The sequence below is a fragment of the Actinomadura hibisca NBRC 15177 genome (genome assembly GCF_001552635.1).
In the GTDB taxonomy this organism is placed as follows: Bacteria; Actinomycetota; Actinomycetes; order Streptosporangiales; family Streptosporangiaceae; genus Spirillospora; species Spirillospora hibisca.
This window is the reverse complement of sequence record NZ_BCRO01000019.1, coordinates 39,362-54,423: the sequence shown is the minus strand read 5'-3', so window position 1 is coordinate 54,423 and position 15,062 is coordinate 39,362. Positions and strand designations below refer to the sequence as shown.

Below are 15,062 nucleotides of genomic sequence, written 5' to 3'. Positions count from 1 at the left end.
CTCCCCCGGTCGGGTGTTGGAGACGTACCCGGTCCATTTTCCCTCAGCTCCGGCGGCGGGGCGGCAGCGGGACGCGGTCGAGGTCGTGCACGAGCACGATCTCGCCCCCGAACGCGGCGGCGGCCTGCTCCAGGAAGCGCGGCTCGTCCTCCTGCCGGTAGCGCTCGGAGAAGTGCGTCAGCACCAGCAGCCGGACCCCGGCCTCGGCCGCGACCTTGCCCGCCTGCCCGGCCGTCAGGTGCCCGTGGGCGGTGGCGAGGTCGGTCTCCTCGTCCAGGAAGGTGGACTCGATGACCAGCATGTCCACGCCGTCGGCCAGCTCCAGCACCGCGTCGCAGAGCCGGGTGTCCATGACGAAGGCGACCTTCTGGCCGGGCCGGGGCACGCTGCACTCGGCGAGGGTGACGGTCGTGCCGTCCGGCGCGATCACCTGTCCCTCGTCCTGGAGCCGCCGGACCAGCGGTCCGCGCACCCCGCGCCGGGTCAGCTCGGCGGGCAACATCGTCACCCCGTCCGGCTCGGCCAGCCGGTAGCCGTACGCCTCGACCGGGTGCGACAGGCGGCGCGCGACCAGCGAGAACGGCGCGTCGCCGGTGTCGAGCGCCGTCACCTCCCCCGACAGCGGCTGCTCGTGGATCACGTCGGTGTCGTGGAAGGCCGTGGCGTGCCGCAACCGCTCCCAGTAGACCGCGCCGCTGGCGGGGAAGGCCGCGTCCACCCGGTGCGCGACGCCGTCGCGGGCGATGCGCTGGACCATGCCCGGCACGCCCAGGCAGTGGTCGCCGTGGAAGTGCGTCACGCAGATCCAGTGCACGTCGTTGGCGGCGGCCCCGGCCCGGATGAGCTGGCGCTGGGTGCCCTCGCCCGGGTCGAACAGCAGGCCGCGGCCGTCGAAGCGCAGCAGGTAGCCGTTGTGGTTGCGGTTCTTGGTGGGCACCGCGCTGGCGGAGCCGAGGATCAGCAGATCGCGTGCGGACATGGGTCCATGGTGCCGGTGCGCGGCCGGAATAAGCGCTTGTTTATCCTGGCCGCGTCGTCGCCTCCGACCTCCGAGGAGCCCCCGTGGCCGCCAGCAAGCGCGAGAAGATCAAAATGACCCCTGAGGAGACCGCCGCCTTCCTCGCCGCCAACTACAAGGTGCAGGTCGCGACGGTGGGCAAGGAGGGCGAGCCGCACCTGGTCACGATGTTCTACGCGCTGCTGGACGGCAAGATCGCCTTCACCACCTACAAGAGCTCGCAGAAGGTGCTGAACCTGCGCCGCGACCCGGTGATGACCTGCCTGGTGGAGGACGGCGTGCAGTACAACGAGCTGCGCGGCGTCGCCCTCTACGGCCGCGGCCTGGTGATCGAGGACCAGGACGAGCTGCTGAAGGTCGGCGCGGTGGTCGGCTCCCGGATGGCGGGGCTGCCCGTGCCGGAGATCGGCGATCCCATCGACCCGGAGTTCGCCGAGGGCGTCAAGCTCGCGATGGCCAAGCGCGTCCTGATCGTCATGGAGCCCGACCGGGTCGTCAGCTGGGACCACGGCAAGGCGTGAGCGGCGGCCCCTAGACGGCGGGCGTCTGGGGGTTCTCGGCCGTTTCCGGCGCGGCCTCGGCGCGCGGGGCGGGGACACGTCCCGCCGCCACGGCCAGCCGGTAGGAGCGCACGTCCCAGATCGCCAGCGCGACCAGCACGACGGTCACCCCGGCGTGCAGCAGCAGCGGCGTCAGCACCGGCGCGAGGGCCGCCAGGCCCGCCAGCAGCACCAGCGCGCTCACCCGGCCCACGGTGAAGTGGCCGAACACCACCCGCTTGAACAGGGCGTGCCCCGCCACGAACAGCGCGGGCCCGCCCGCCGCCACCGCCGCGAAGCTCCACGAGACGTGCCCGCCGGGGTGGGCGAGCACCAGCTCGTCGGCCACCGCCAGCACGATGATGCCCGCGACCATCACGATGTGGACGAAGGTGTAGGCCGACCGGCCCAGCCTGCCCGGGTCCGGGGAGGCCGCGATCTGCTCGGCGGCGGCCTCGGCGGTGCGGTCGAAGTAGATCCACCACAGCGCGACCGTGCCCGCCAGCGCCGACACCAGGCCCGCCGCCGTCTGCGGCGACAGGTCCAGGTCGCCCAGCGTCGCGCCGGTCACCAGGATCGACTCGCCGAACGCGATGATCACGAACAGCTGGCAGCGCTCGGCCATGTGCGCGCCGTCGATGCTCCAGTCGGCGGTGCCCGAGCGGCCCAGCAGCGGCGTCGCGTAGCCGTGCCAGGGCGCCAGGTACTCGACCGCGACCGCCAGCAGCCAGACGCCCGCGCGCAGCGCCGCGTCGTCGACCAGCCCGCCGGTGATCCACAACACCCCCGCCACCGCGAGCCAGAACAGGATGCGCTGGAAGTTGCGGCCGAGCGCGTGCCGCCGCGTCACGACGACCATGAACGCGGTGCGGCCCACCTGCACCGCCACGTAGGCGAGCGCGAACCACAGGCCGCGCGGGCCGAACGCGTCGGGCACCATCGCCGCCATGAACACCCCGGCCAGCATCACCGCGGCCAGCATGGTCCGCACCGCCGGATGGTCGGGGTCGAACCAGTTGGTGGTCCAGCAGGTGTACATCCACGCCCACCACACCGCCAGCAGGAGCAGCAGCGTCTCGGCCGCGCCGCGCGCGGTGAGGTGCTCCAGCAGCCGGTGCGACAGCTGGGTGATCGCGAAGACGAAGACCAGGTCGAAGAACAGCTCGAAGAAGGTGACACGGGCCCCGCCGCCGCGCGTGCGCAGCAGGGCGGGGCCGGTGACCTGCGGTGACGGGGGGTTCATCGCAGGAGCGCGGGTCAGCCGGCGGCCGGGTCGTCACCGCCGGAGGCGGCGGTGTCGGCCTTCTTCTCCGCCTTGGCGGCCTGGGCGCGTTCCCATTCCTGCTGCTTCAGGTCGGCCTCGCGGGGCGCCTGGATCTTCCGCATCTGCTTGTTCATGGAGCGGATGAGGAAGACCAGCGCGACCAGCAGGGCGAGGAACACGCCGAAGCCGAGGAAGCCCGGCGTGACCGTGTCGTCGTTCAGGGGCATATCGAGCGGTAGAGCGAGGGGCAGCACTACAGAGACACCTTCTCCCGGATACCGGCGAACAGATCGTCCTCCGGCAGCTCGGTGTCGACCAGGGACCTGGCCAAATGGTAGTCCTCCGTCGGCCAAGCCTCGCGCTGGACGTCCAGCGGGCACTGGAACCAGAAGCCCTCGGGGTCGATCTGGGTGGCGTGGGCGAGCAGCGCCTTGTCGCGGGTCTCGAAGTGGTCGCCGCAGGGAACGCGGGTCGTGACCTCCCACTTGGGGGCCGGGGCGTCCTCCAAGCGCTGGAGCCACTCGGTGTAGGGCGACTCCAGGGACGCCCGCTCCATGGCCTCGTGCAGGGCGGTCATCCGCTCCTTGGAGAAGGTCATGTGGTAGTAGAGCTTGAGGGGCTGCCAGGGGTCGCCCGTGCCCGGGTAGCGCTCGGGGTCGCCGGCCGCCTCGAACGCCTCCACCGACACCTCGTGGCACTTGACGTGGTCGGGGTGGGGGTAGCCGCCCTTCTCGTCGTAGGTGAGCATCACGTGCGGCCGGAACTCGCGCACGGCCCGCACCAGCGGCTCGGACGCCACGTCCAGCGGCTCCAGCGCGAAGCAGCCCTCCGGCAGCGGCGGCAGCGGGTCGCCCTCGGGGAAGCCGGAGTCCACGAAGCCGAGCCAGCTCTGCTCGACGCCCAGGATCTCGCGGGCGCGCGCCATCTCCTGCTCGCGGACCTTGCCGATGTCGGCCTTGATCTCGGGCCGGTCCATGGCCGGGTTGAGGATGTCGCCGCGCTCCCCGCCGGTGCAGGTGACCACCAGCACCTCCACGCCTTCGGCGACGTAGCGGGCCATGGTCGCCGCGCCCTTGCTCGACTCGTCGTCGGGGTGGGCGTGCACCGCCATCAGCCGCAGCCGGGGCGCGGCCGGGTCGAGGTCGGCCGGGATGATGGACTCAGGCACCGTGGGACTCTCCCTCTCAAGCAAGCAGGACCTGCCGTGCTCGGCGACGCGCGGGCGCGGGCACCCCGACGGGGCACCCCGGTTCCGAGCATCGGCCGCGACAGAAGAGAATTGTTCCTGACAACGTCCGCACCCCGCACGGAGATTCCCCGCCATGGACACGAGCGCCCCAGAAGCACCGGCCCCCTCCCGCCCCTCCCGCGGCGGCGGTCTGGGGGTGCTGGGCTGGGTCGTGATCGGCGGTCTCGCCGTCGTGCTGGCCGGTGGCTGGGCGATCATTATGGCGAACGTCGGCCAGACGCCGGGCATCCAGTCGCAGACCGTGGCGTGGGACGTACGGGACGACTCGGTGCAGATCACCTATTCGGTCGCCAAGGCCAAGGGCGACACGGTGCGCTGCACGGTGGACGCCTACGACACCGACTTCGCCGTGCTCGCCTCGCACGAGATCACCGTGCCGCCCGGCACCTCCAGGATCACCAAGACCGAGACGTTGCGGACCGCCAAGCGGGCCACCGGGGCGCGGGTCAAGGACTGCCGCTCGGTGTGACGCCGGGGGCCGCGAGAGCGGCGGTCCGCCCCGCGAAAGCCCTGGTGAAGCCGAAACACGTTTGCCGGATTGCGGGCCGGTCGTTCAGGGAACCTTTACCCGCACACACCGGATAGGCTAGAGGTTTCACCCGGCCGCACTTCATGTCGATGTGTAGTCCGACCGTCCGGGCCGGACGATGATCGCACCATGTGGATGAGGAGTACCCGTGACCGAGACCCGCGCTGACAACGTCACCTGGCTGACCCAGGAGGCGTATGACCGGCTCAAGAACGAGCTGGACTACCTGTCGGGCTCGGGCCGCACCGAGATCGCGAAGAAGATCGAGGCGGCCCGGGAGGAGGGGGACCTGCGCGAGAACGGCGGCTACCACGCGGCCAAGGAGGAGCAGGGCAAGATCGAGGGCCGCATCATCCAGCTGCAGAGCATCCTGGAGAACGCCCGCGTCGGCGAGGCCCCCCGCACCGAGGGCGTGGTCGGCCCCGGCATGACCGTCACCGTCGCCTTCCAGGGCGACGACGAGGAGGTCACCTTCCTGCTGGCCTCCCGCGAGGAGAGCGGCGCCCCCATAGACGTCTACTCCCCCAAGTCCCCGCTCGGCGCGGCCATCAACGGCAAGAAGGTGGGCGAGAGCGCCACCTACTCCCTGCCGAACGGCCGCAGCATGACCGTCGAGATCCTGGACGCCACGCCGTATGTCGGCGTCGGCGGGTAGTCCCTCGCGGGCGGGCTGAGCTGCACCGGCGCCGCCGGGTCCTCCACGGACCCGGCGGCGCCGTCGTTTGTGCCCGGCCTTTTCTCCGCTCAGTCGCCGTCGCCCGCCGCCGCCCGCACCAGCGGCAGCGTGCGGTGCGGGATCTGGGTGGCCAGGGAGATCACCGAGGAGGCCCGCTCGACGCCCTGCACGTCCACGATCACGTCGATGACCCGCTGCAGGTCCTGGTTGTTGCGGGCCACGATCCGGCACAACATGTCGCCGCCGCCGGTGATGGTGTGCAGTTCGATCACCTCCGGCACCCGCGCCAGCCGCGCCACCACCGGGTCGTGCCCGCCCGCTTGCCGGATCTGCAGCGTCACGAACGCCGTCACCCCGTAGCCGAGCGCCGCCGGGTCGATCTCCGGCCCGTACCCCCGGATCACGCCCTGCCGCGCCAGCCGGTCCAGCCGCGCCTGCACGGTGCCGCGCGCCACCCCGAGCCGCCGGGACGCCTCCAGCACGCCGATGCGCGGCTCGGCGGTGAACAGCTCGATCACCCGGCCGTCCAGCCCGTCGATCATGTGACCCGCCTCTCACCGTGGTCATCCTGTACAGAGCGCCCGGTCGGACCGGGGTCTGACTGTACAAGGTGTCCAGCGATCTGATCCACTCTTGCGCAGAATGCAGCGGCATGTCGTGATGTGGGTATGGATGAGTTCCCGGTCAAGGGCATGGACGCCGTCGTCTTCGCCGTCGGCAACGCCAAGCAGGCAGCGCACTACTACTCGACCGCCTTCGGCATGCGCCGGGTGGCCTACCGCGGCCCGGAGAACGGCAGCCCCGACGAGGCGGTGCACGTCCTGGAATCGGGCGGCGCCCGGTTCGTGTTCCGCGGGCCGGTGAAGTCCGGCACCGAGATCGGCCGGCACATCGCCGAGCACGGCGACGGCGTGGTGGACCTGGCCATCGAGGTCCCCGACGTCGAGGCCGCCTACAAGCACGCCCTCGCCAAGGGCGCGACCGGCATCGAGGAGCCGCACGTCCTGGAGGACGAGCACGGCAAGGTCGTCATCGCCGCGATCGCCACCTACGGCGAGACCCGCCACTCGCTGGTCGACCGCTCCAACTACTCCGGCCCCTACCTGCCGGGCTTCGCGGAGGCCGACCCGATCGTCGAGCCGCCGCGGACCAAGCGCTACTTCCAGGCGATCGACCACTGCGTGGGCAACGTCGAGCGCATGGACGAGTGGGCCGACTTCTACCACCGGGTCATGGGCTTCACCGACATGGCCGAGTTCGTCGGCGAGGACATCGCCACCGAGTACTCGGCGCTGATGTCGAAGGTGGTGGCCGACGGCACCCGCAAGGTGAAGTTCCCGCTGAACGAGCCCGCCGAGGGCAAGAAGAAGTCGCAGATCGACGAGTACCTGGAGTTCTACGGCGGGCCCGGCGTGCAGCACATCGCGCTGGCCACCAACGACATCCTGGCGTCGGTCGACCAGATGCGCGCGGCCGGGGTGGAGTTCCTCAGCACGCCGGACTCCTACTACGAGGACCCCGAGCTGCGCGAGCGCATCGGCGAGGTCCGGGTGCCGGTGGAGGAGCTCCAGAAGCGGAAGATCCTGGTCGACCGCGACGAGGACGGCTACCTGCTCCAGATCTTCACCAAGCCCGTCCAGGACCGGCCCACGGTGTTCTTCGAGCTGATCGAGCGGCACGGGTCGCTGGGCTTCGGCAAGGGCAACTTCAAGGCGCTGTTCGAGGCTATCGAGCGCGAGCAGGAGGCCCGCGGCAACCTGTGACGCGGCGGCCCGCGACGCCCTGAGGGCCGCGCGGTGTGACGGGAGACGACCGGTGGGACGCCAGTGCCGCCGGTCGTCCTCCGCACTGGAAAAAACCTGGTCATTTCCGGGGCCCGGCAGGTTTGCGGGGGCGGCCTGCGGCCGATCCTGTCGGCATGAGTCAACCTCCGCACGGCCCCACGCCCGATGAGCCGGGCGAGCACCCCGAGAACCAGCCGTGGCGGTCGCCCGGCGATTCCGGGTCCTCCCCGTCCGATTCTCCGCCCTCGCTCAGCAAGGACACGGATTCGGCGCGGTCCGAGCAGCAGCAGCCGTACTCCCCTTACCGGGAGCAGCAGCCGGGCCACGAGTCCCAGTCGTCTTACGGCGAGTCGCAGTCTCCCTATGGCGAGTCCCAGTCGCCCTACGGCCAGCAGTCGTCGTACGGCGAGTCGCAGTCGCCTTACGGCCAGCAGCCGTACGGGTCGCAGCCTCCTCCGTCGACGTCGCCCTACGGGAGCGGCTACAGCGGCTCTCCCTACGGGGAGCAACCTCCGTACGGCGGCGCGCCCTACGCCTACGGCGCGCAGCCCACGTCGGGGGGCACCAACACCCTGGCCATCGCCAGCCTGATCTGCGGCATCGTCGGCCTGGTGTTGTGCGGGCCCGTCTCGATCGCGGCGATCGTGCTCGGCCACATGTCGCTCGGCCGGATCAAGCGCAGCGGCGAGGGCGGCCGGGGCCTGGCCATCGGCGGCCTGGTCCTCGGCTACATCGCCGTGCTGGTGTGGGTGGTCCTGGTGATCGCGATCATGGCGGGGGCGTTCGCGGGGTCGGGGAACGGGACCTACTGACCGTCCCGGCCGGCCGGGCAAATATTTGGCCTGGTCAGGGCGCGGCGGTGGCGGAGCCGTGGGCCGAGGTCGCACGTTGGGCGGCATGACGCAACCGCCGCACGACCCCAACGACCCTGGCGAGCGACCGCCCTACGGACAGCAGCCTCACGGACAGCAGCCGCCCTACGGCGAGCAGCCGCCGCCCTACCAGGGCGCCTACGGGCAACAGCAGCCGCCGCCGTACGGGCAAGGCCCCTACGGCGGCCTGCCCGGATACGGCGGCGCCGCCGAACACGTCCCGCCGGGCGACGGGCTGGCCAGCCGCTGGGCCCGCCTGGGCGCGGCCGTCCTCGACTGGCTCCTGGTGTCGGTCGTGACGACGCTGCTGTCCTGGCCGTTCCCGGACCTCGTCCGGGTCGAGGGCCGCGCCGACAATCCGGTCTACATCTACAGCGGCACGGGCGCGGGGGTCAGCTTCCTGCTGAGCGTCGCGGCCTTCTTCTACTACGTCGTCATGCACTACAAGTGGGGCCAGACCCTCGGCAAGAAGGTCCTGGGCATCCGCGTGGTGCGCGAGGTGGACGGCGGCGCGCTGTCGTTCGGCCAGTCCGCCTGGCGCACCGGCTTCTCCTACCTGGTCGCCGTGTTCACCTGCGGTCTCGGCGGGCTCCTGGACGTCGCCTGGATCCTGTGGGACCCGCGCAAGCAGGCCCTGCACGACAAGGTGGCCCGCACCCTGGTCGTCAGGGCGGGACAGGGCGTGCCCGATCCCTACGCTCAGCGCTGACCACATTCCGGGCGCCGCGAGTTGCCCAGCCCGCCCTTTCGCAGGCAGGCTGGGCAACGTGCATATGGCCGGAGTGTCCCCCCGTCCCGCCCGCCGTCTCCGCCGGGGCGCCGCGGGGCTCGCCGCGCTCGCCCTCGCCGGTTCGCTGACCGCCTGCGACGTCTCGCGGAGCAGCGGCGGCCAGGCCACCGCGCCCGCCGGGTCCGAGCCGCCCGCGCCGTCCGGCTCGGCCGGGCCCGCCAGCGCCGGTGACCCCTACGTGCCCGGCGACGGCAACGGCGGCTACGACGTCCAGCACTACAAGCTGAAGCTGGCGATCAACCCCGGCCGCGACGTCGAGCTGGACGGCACCGCCGAGATCACCGCCAAGGCCACCGGGCGGCTGGAGCGCTTCAACCTCGACCTGACCGGCCTCAAGGTCGCGGAGGTGAAGGTCGACGGCGCCGCCGCCCGCAACGAGCACCGCGACGCCGAGCTGACCGTCGTCCCGGCCAAGCCGCTGGAGCAGGGCGCGACCTTCACCACCACCGTGCGCTACTCGGGCACGCCCCGCCCCCTCGACCAGGGCACCCTCGGCAAGTACGGGTGGATCCGCACCGCCGACGGCGTGTTCGTGGCCTGCCAGCCCAGCGGCGCGCACACCTGGTTCCCGAGCAACGACCACCCCAGCGACAAGGCCACCTTCGACTTCGAGATCACCGTGCCCGACGGCCTGACCGCCATCGCCAACGGCGAGCCCACGCAGCCGATCGGGAACGTGGCCCCGGCGCGGCCCCCGGGCGGCGGCGGGACCGAGACGCCCGGCGCGCCCGGCGGCGAGGCACCCGGCGGCGAACCCAACGAACCGGGTGAACCCGACATCGTCCCAGCCGCCCACCAGCATGCCGCCCAGCACCGCGCGGCCCCGACCACCTGGCGGGTGAAGGAGCCGATGGCCACCTACCTCGCCACCGTCACCGTCGGCCGCTTCGACGTGCGCTCGGGCCGCACCCCCGGCGGCGTGCTGAACATCTCGGCGGTCGACCCGTCGGTCCCCGGCACGCGGGCCGACGCCTTCCAGGCCAAGAACGCCGAGGTCACCGACCAGCTCGCCAAGTGGTTCGGCCCGTTCCCGTTCTCCTCCACCGGCGGCATCGTGGACAACGCCGCGGTGAACTTCGCACTGGAGACCCAGAACCGCCCGGTCTACGGGGCCTTCGGCGCCGACGAGACGATCGTCGCGCACGAGCTGGCCCACCAGTGGTTCGGCGACAGCGTCAGCGTGAGCCGCTGGCAGGACATCTGGCTGAACGAGGGCTTCGCCACCTACGCCGAGTGGATGTGGGCCGAGCGCACAGGCGGCCAGTCGGTGCAGCAGCAGTTCGACTCGTTGTACATGAACTCCGGCAACCGCGAGTTGTGGGACGTGCCGACCGGCGCGCCCGGCCAGGCGGAGATGTTCGGCCGCTCGGTGTACGAGCGCGGCGGCATGACCCTGCACGCGCTGCGCAAGAAGGTAGGCGACGCCGACTTCTTCGCGATCCTGAAGACGTGGGCCAAGGAGCGCCGCCACGGCACCGGCACGACGCCGCAGTTCATCGCGGTGGCCGAGCGCGTGTCGGGCGAGAAGCTCGGCGACCTGTTCCAGGCGTGGCTGTTCGAGAAGGGCCGCCCGCGCCTCTGACGTTCCGGCGGCGGCGAAGGCTCGGCAAGGGTTCGGAAAAGACCCGGCAAGTCGGCGCGCCGCCGCCCCGCCCGCCGTCCATGGTGGGGCGGATGAACGGGCCTCATGGACGCGTGACCGCCGTGGCGACCGCCGCGGCCCTGCTGGTGTCGGTGCACGGCGCGGCGGCCGCCGGTCCGCCGGACGGGGCGGTCGCCCCGAAGGCGCGTACGGGCGCGTCCGACGCCTGCCCGGAACCGTCGCCCGTCCCGACCCCCGAGTCCGAAGCAGCCGCTCCGGCCCCCGCGTCCGAGGCAGCCGCCCCGCCAGCCAGCACCCCCGCCGAACGGCACGCCTACCGCCGCCTGGCCGTCCCGCCGCCCGACCTGCCCGCTCCGGCCCCGAACCGGCAGACCACCGCCGACACTCCCCCCGGCGCCTCGACCGCCCTGGACGGCTGCGCCTCCCCCGCCCCCTCGCCCAGCCCCTCCACCGCACTCGCCCTGCAAGCGGCCCCGAACGTCGCCGCCGCCACGCCCGGCGCGCCCGGCCTCGGCGACCCCTACTTCAAGTCGGCGGGCAACGGCGGCTACGACGCGCAGCACTACGACGTCGACCTCACCTACAGCGCCAACGGCGACGTCACCGCCAGCGTGCGGATCACCGCCAGGGCCAAGCAGGACCTGTCGCGCTTCAACCTCGACTTCCGCGGCCCCAAGATCACCCAGGTGACGGTGAACGGCGCGCCCGCCACCCACGTCCGCAAGGGCCAGGAGCTGACCGTCACCCCCGCCGTCCCGGTGATGGCCTCCGGCGCGCCCTTCACCGTCCTGGTCCGCTACGCGGGCCGCCCCGGCCCCATCCGCAGCGGCGGCCTCGGCACCTACGGCTGGGTGCCTTCCAAGGACGGCGCGCTCGTCGTCGCCGAGCCCGACGGCGCGCCCACCTGGCTGCCGGTCAACGACCACCCCAGCGACAAGGCCACCTACGCCTACCGTGTCACCGTCCCCAAGAACCTCCAGGTCCTGGCCAACGGCACGCCCGGCCGCACCGAGGCCAAGGGCGCCACGACCACCTACCACTGGGCCGAGAAGTCCCCGATGGCCAGCTACCTGGCGATGGTGGCCATCGGCAAGTTCCAGGTGAAGCGCGGCAAGGCCGGGAGCATCCCGGTGATCACGGCGGTGGACCCGCAGTTCAAGAGCGCGGCCAAACGCCTGCACTCCACCACGATCACGGCGCTGAAATGGGAGGCCAAGACCTTCGGCGCGTACCCGTTCGCGACCGCGGGCGGCATCGTGGACGACCCCCGGCTCGACTACGCGCTGGAGACGCAGGAGCGCCCCGTCTACGCCGGGTTCGCCCCCGACGACGACTTCGTGGTGCACGAGCTGGCGCACCAGTGGTTCGGCAACAGCGTCAGCGTGCGCACCTGGCCGGACATCTGGCTGAACGAGGGCTTCGCCACCTACGCCGAGTGGCTCTGGGCCGAGCGCGGCAAGAAGGACACCGCCAAGAAGATCTTCAACCGCTACTACAAGCAGCCCGCCGACTCCCCGATCTTCACCCCGCCGCCGGGCCGCCCGGGGGCCAAGGAGCTGTTCGGCTTCTCGGTCTACATCCGGGGGGCGATGACGCTCCAGGCGCTGCGCCAGCGCGTCGGCGACAAGAAGTTCTTCACCATCCTCAAGACGTGGGCGAGCGGCCGCAAGGGCCGCAACGCGACCACCGCCGACTTCGTCGCGCACGCCGAGAAGACCTCCGGCAAGCAGCTCGACCGGCTGTTCGACGCGTGGCTGTACAAGAAGGGCAAGCCCAAGAAGTGGTGATCACACTCCGCGCGCGGCGGACGGCCGCGGCGCTCCTGCTCCCGGCGCTGGCCGGGGCCTCCGGGGTCGCCGCGACCGCCGCCGAGCGTCCCCTTCCCACCGGCCCGGCGAACACCGCCCCGGCGTTCACGCCGGGCGCCGACGGCGCGGGCGACCCGTACTTCCCCAAGGCGGGCAACGGCGGCTACGACGCCCGCAAGTACGACATCTCGCTGCGCTACCTCCCCGGCGGGCCGCACATCGAGAGCCGCGCCGCCATCACCGCCGCCGCGACGCAGAACCTGTCCCGCTTCAACCTGGACCTCGTCGGCCTGAACGTCGAGTCGGTCACCGTGGACGGCAAGGCCGCCGCGTTCCGCCGCGACGGCCAGGAACTGATCGTCACCCCGGCCAACGGCATCGCCAAGGGCGCCACGTTCACCGTGACCGTGCGCTACTCGGGCACCCCGGGCACCCTCGACGACCCCGGCCTCGGCCGCACCGGCTGGATCAACACCTCCGACGGCGCGGACACCCTGTCGCAACCGCTGGGCTCGGCGACCTGGTACCCGCTGAACGACCACCCGTCCGACAAGGCCGCGCACTCCTTCACCATCGAGGTGCCGAAGGGCCTGCACGCGATCGCCAACGGCGAGCCGGGCCGCACCACGAGCACCGCCGACGGCACCGTCTTCCGCTGGAAGTCCGGCGAGCCGATGGCCAGCTACCTCGCGCTGCTCGCGATCGGGAAGTTCACCGTCCGCGACACCCGCACCCCGCACGGCACCCGGATGATCACCGCGGTCGACCCGACCTCGCCGCAGGACCCCGCCTGGTTGCCGCGCACCACCGGCGAGGTCACCGACGGGCTGGCGCGGATGTTCGGGCCGTTCCCGTTCGCCTCCACCGGCGGCGTGATCGACGACGTGGCCGTCGGGTACGCGCTGGAGACCCAGAACCGGCCGACCTACCCCAGCGGCGCCGACACCTCGCTGGTGGTGCACGAACTGGCGCACCAGTGGTTCGGCGACAGCGTGAGCCTGCGGCGCTGGCAGGACATCTGGCTGAACGAGGGCTTCGCCACCTACGCCGAGTGGCTCTGGGCCGAGCGCACCGGCGGCAGCAGCACCGCGCAGCGCTTCGCCGCCGCCTACCAGCGGGCCGCCGACAACAAGGGCTGGCAGCGGCCCACCGGCGCGCCGGGCCGCAAGGGGCTGTTCGACTCGTTCGCGATCTACACGCGCGGCGCGATGACGCTGCACGCGCTGCGCACCACCGTCGGCGACCCGGCCTTCTTCAAGATCCTCAAGACGTGGGCGGCGGCGCACCGGCACCGCAACGCCACCACCGCCGACTTCGTCGCGCACGCCGAGAAGGTCTCCGGAAAGCGGCTGGACGGCCTCTTCCAGACGTGGCTTTTCACGCCCGGAAAGCCGGTCTGGCCGCCGAAGCCGTCCTGAATCGGCCGTTTCGATACCGAATCGCGCTTGCACCGCCGTTGATCACTCGCGAGTCTGGGGGCAGACAGACCCACTCCGAGGACGGGGCCGATGAGCAGAACCCCCAAAGCACTGGCAGCCGTGGCGCTCGGCGTCACGGCCGGTCTCCTGGTGACGGCGGCGCCCGCGGGCGCCGCCGCCCGGTACACCCCCGGCGCCCCCGGCGCGGGAGACCCCTACTTCCCCGACATGGGCAACGGCGGCTACGACGTCGCGCACTACGACATCGGCCTGAAGTACGACCCGGCCACCAAGGCCGTGCGGGCCGTCACCGGCATCAAGGCCCGCGCCACCCAGAACCTGTCGCGCTTCAACCTCGACTTCCTGGGCCCGCTGACCATCTCCTCGCTGAAGGTGGACGGGCGGAAGGCCGCCTTCAAGCGCACCGGCGCGCAGGAGCTGGAGATCACCCCGTCGCGCGGGCTGACCAAGCACCGCTCGTTCACCGTCGAGGTCGCCTACTCGGGCGTGCCGCAGAAGGTGGACGACCCGGCGCTCGGCGTGTCCGGCTGGGTCGCGACCCCGGACGGGGCGATCTTCGTCAACCAGCCGATCGGCGCGGCCACGCTCTACCCGGTCAACGACACCCCGCAGGACAAGGCGACCTACAGCTTCACGCTGACCACGCCCAAGGGCACCACGTCGCTGGCCAACGGCGACTTCGCGGGCAAGTGGACCAGGGGCGGGCTGGAGACCTCGCGCTGGAAGATGCGCCAGCCGATGGCCAGCGAGCTGGCGATGATCGCGATCGGCAAGTACGACGTGATCTTCGGGAAGACCAAGAGCGGCGTCCCCAACATCACCGCCACCGACCAGCAGCTCAAGACCCCGCCCGCGCTGGCCAAGGACTTCAACACCCAGACCGGCGACGTGCAGGACTTCCTGGCGGGCTACTTCGGCCGCTACCCGTTCTCCTCCACCGGCGGCATCACGGTGAAGGCGAGCCTGGGCTACGCGCTGGAGACCCAGGGCCGCCCGGTCTACGACCTGACCCGCCGCCCCGGCACCATCCCGCGGGGCGACCTGCTGGCGCACGAGCTGGGCCACCAGTGGTTCGGCGACAGCGTCACGCCGGAGAAGTGGGCCGACATCTGGCTGAACGAGGGCTTCGCCACCTACGCCGAGTGGTTGTACTTCGAGAAGTACACCGGCAAGCCGGTCCAGCAGAGCTTCGACGAGACCTACGCCACCCCGGCCGACGACGACCTGTGGCAGCCCAAGACCGCCGACCCGGGCCGCGACAACATCTTCCACCCGACCGTGTACGAGCGGGGCGCGATGACCCTGCACGCGCTGCGCAAGGCGGTCGGCGACAAGGCGTTCTTCAAGATCGTGAAGACGTGGCCGGAGGCCAACAAGTACGGCAACGCCTCCACCGCCGACTTCATCAAGTTCTGCGAGCGGCGTTCGGGCAAGCAGCTCGACGCCCTGTTCGCCAAGTGGGTCTACACCTCGGGCAAGCCCAGCCTGTAG

The 15,062-nt window shown here is 71.7% G+C and carries 15 protein-coding genes; 10 read left to right on the top strand and 5 right to left on the bottom strand.

Translation table 11 applies throughout. The features are described 5' to 3' along the window. Positions 1-43: 43 nt before the first annotated feature. Positions 44-979, bottom strand: coding sequence for a ribonuclease Z (locus tag AH6_RS09225; protein WP_067476794.1), 936 nt, complete (start codon positions 977-979; stop codon positions 44-46). 83 nt (positions 980-1,062) lie between these two features. Here AH6_RS09225 and AH6_RS09220 point away from each other — a divergent pair, with 83 nt between their 5' ends. Continuing rightward, entirely contained in the window at positions 1,063-1,539 is a 477-nt protein-coding gene (locus AH6_RS09220) for a pyridoxamine 5'-phosphate oxidase family protein (RefSeq protein ID WP_157431361.1), read from the top strand. Positions 1,540-1,549: 10 nt separating this feature from the next. Here AH6_RS09220 and AH6_RS09215 read toward each other — a convergent pair whose 3' ends face one another. The 3 genes from AH6_RS09215 to mca are packed head-to-tail and all read right to left on the bottom strand — an operon-like array spanning position 1,550 to position 3,932. After that, on the bottom strand, positions 1,550-2,800 hold the full coding sequence (locus AH6_RS09215; protein ID WP_067476791.1) for a low temperature requirement protein A: 1,251 nt from the start codon (positions 2,798-2,800) through the stop codon (positions 1,550-1,552). A gap of 14 nt (positions 2,801-2,814) precedes the next feature. Then, positions 2,815-3,048, bottom strand: coding sequence for a hypothetical protein (locus tag AH6_RS09210; protein WP_245679243.1), 234 nt, complete (start codon positions 3,046-3,048; stop codon positions 2,815-2,817). Positions 3,049-3,074: 26 nt separating this feature from the next. After that, positions 3,075-3,932 (bottom strand): mycothiol conjugate amidase Mca, encoded by an 858-nt coding sequence (gene mca / locus AH6_RS09205; protein ID WP_067477248.1) that lies wholly within the window; start codon positions 3,930-3,932, stop codon positions 3,075-3,077. Positions 3,933-4,143: 211 nt separating this feature from the next. Here mca and AH6_RS09200 point away from each other — a divergent pair, with 211 nt between their 5' ends. After that, on the top strand, positions 4,144-4,539 hold the full coding sequence (locus AH6_RS09200; protein ID WP_067476785.1) for a DUF4307 domain-containing protein: 396 nt from the start codon (positions 4,144-4,146) through the stop codon (positions 4,537-4,539). Positions 4,540-4,747: 208 nt separating this feature from the next. After that, positions 4,748-5,254, top strand: coding sequence for a transcription elongation factor GreA (gene greA, locus AH6_RS09195; RefSeq protein ID WP_067476782.1), 507 nt, complete (start codon positions 4,748-4,750; stop codon positions 5,252-5,254). 89 nt (positions 5,255-5,343) lie between these two features. Here greA and AH6_RS09190 read toward each other — a convergent pair whose 3' ends face one another. Then, the gene (locus AH6_RS09190; RefSeq protein WP_067476778.1) at positions 5,344-5,817 is read right to left on the bottom strand and encodes an Lrp/AsnC family transcriptional regulator; all 474 of its coding nucleotides are present in this window, start codon (positions 5,815-5,817) and stop codon (positions 5,344-5,346) included. 126 nt (positions 5,818-5,943) lie between these two features. Here AH6_RS09190 and hppD point away from each other — a divergent pair, with 126 nt between their 5' ends. From hppD to AH6_RS09155, 7 genes are all read left to right on the top strand, one after another. Continuing rightward, complete coding sequence (gene hppD, locus AH6_RS09185; RefSeq protein WP_067476775.1) at positions 5,944-7,038, top strand: 4-hydroxyphenylpyruvate dioxygenase; 1,095 nt, start codon at positions 5,944-5,946, stop codon at positions 7,036-7,038. Positions 7,039-7,193: 155 nt separating this feature from the next. Next, a complete protein-coding gene (locus AH6_RS09180) occupies positions 7,194-7,871 on the top strand; it encodes a DUF4190 domain-containing protein (RefSeq protein ID WP_067476772.1) in 678 nt (225 codons plus the stop codon). An 85-nt stretch (positions 7,872-7,956) separates the two neighbouring features. Beyond that, positions 7,957-8,640: an RDD family protein gene (locus AH6_RS09175; protein ID WP_067476769.1), complete on the top strand. Its 684-nt coding sequence runs from the start codon at positions 7,957-7,959 to the stop codon at positions 8,638-8,640. A gap of 64 nt (positions 8,641-8,704) precedes the next feature. Continuing rightward, positions 8,705-10,303, top strand: coding sequence for a M1 family metallopeptidase (locus AH6_RS09170; RefSeq protein ID WP_067476766.1), 1,599 nt, complete (start codon positions 8,705-8,707; stop codon positions 10,301-10,303). Positions 10,304-10,416: 113 nt separating this feature from the next. Next, positions 10,417-12,111, top strand: a complete 1,695-nt coding sequence (locus AH6_RS09165; protein ID WP_245679242.1) for a M1 family metallopeptidase — start codon at positions 10,417-10,419, stop codon at positions 12,109-12,111. After that, complete coding sequence (locus AH6_RS09160) at positions 12,108-13,550, top strand: M1 family metallopeptidase (RefSeq protein WP_067477243.1); 1,443 nt, start codon at positions 12,108-12,110, stop codon at positions 13,548-13,550. Before AH6_RS09165 ends, AH6_RS09160 begins: the two co-directional genes overlap by 4 nt. Before the next feature lie 90 nt (positions 13,551-13,640). Then, positions 13,641-15,062 carry a M1 family metallopeptidase gene (locus tag AH6_RS09155; protein ID WP_067476763.1) on the top strand — a complete coding sequence of 474 codons (1,422 nt, stop codon included), beginning with the start codon at positions 13,641-13,643 and terminating at the stop codon, positions 15,060-15,062.

Excerpts from the sequence above, each read along its gene's own strand:
- AH6_RS09225 (WP_067476794.1), bottom strand. The coding sequence starts at position 979 with ATGTCCGCACGCGATCTGCTGATCCTCGGCTCCGCCAGCGCGGTGCCC.
- AH6_RS09215 (WP_067476791.1), bottom strand. The coding sequence starts at position 2,800 with ATGAACCCCCCGTCACCGCAGGTCACCGGCCCCGCCCTGCTGCGCACG.
- AH6_RS09210 (WP_245679243.1), bottom strand. The coding sequence starts at position 3,048 with ATGCCCCTGAACGACGACACGGTCACGCCGGGCTTCCTCGGCTTCGGC.
- mca (WP_067477248.1), bottom strand. The coding sequence starts at position 3,932 with ATGGCGGTGCACGCCCACCCCGACGACGAGTCGAGCAAGGGCGCGGCG.
- AH6_RS09200 (WP_067476785.1), top strand. The coding sequence starts at position 4,144 with ATGGACACGAGCGCCCCAGAAGCACCGGCCCCCTCCCGCCCCTCCCGC.
- AH6_RS09190 (WP_067476778.1), bottom strand. The coding sequence starts at position 5,817 with ATGATCGACGGGCTGGACGGCCGGGTGATCGAGCTGTTCACCGCCGAG.
- hppD (WP_067476775.1), top strand. The coding sequence starts at position 5,944 with ATGGATGAGTTCCCGGTCAAGGGCATGGACGCCGTCGTCTTCGCCGTC.
- AH6_RS09180 (WP_067476772.1), top strand. The coding sequence starts at position 7,194 with ATGAGTCAACCTCCGCACGGCCCCACGCCCGATGAGCCGGGCGAGCAC.
- AH6_RS09175 (WP_067476769.1), top strand. The coding sequence starts at position 7,957 with ATGACGCAACCGCCGCACGACCCCAACGACCCTGGCGAGCGACCGCCC.
- AH6_RS09170 (WP_067476766.1), top strand. The coding sequence starts at position 8,705 with ATGGCCGGAGTGTCCCCCCGTCCCGCCCGCCGTCTCCGCCGGGGCGCC.
- AH6_RS09155 (WP_067476763.1), top strand. The coding sequence starts at position 13,641 with ATGAGCAGAACCCCCAAAGCACTGGCAGCCGTGGCGCTCGGCGTCACG.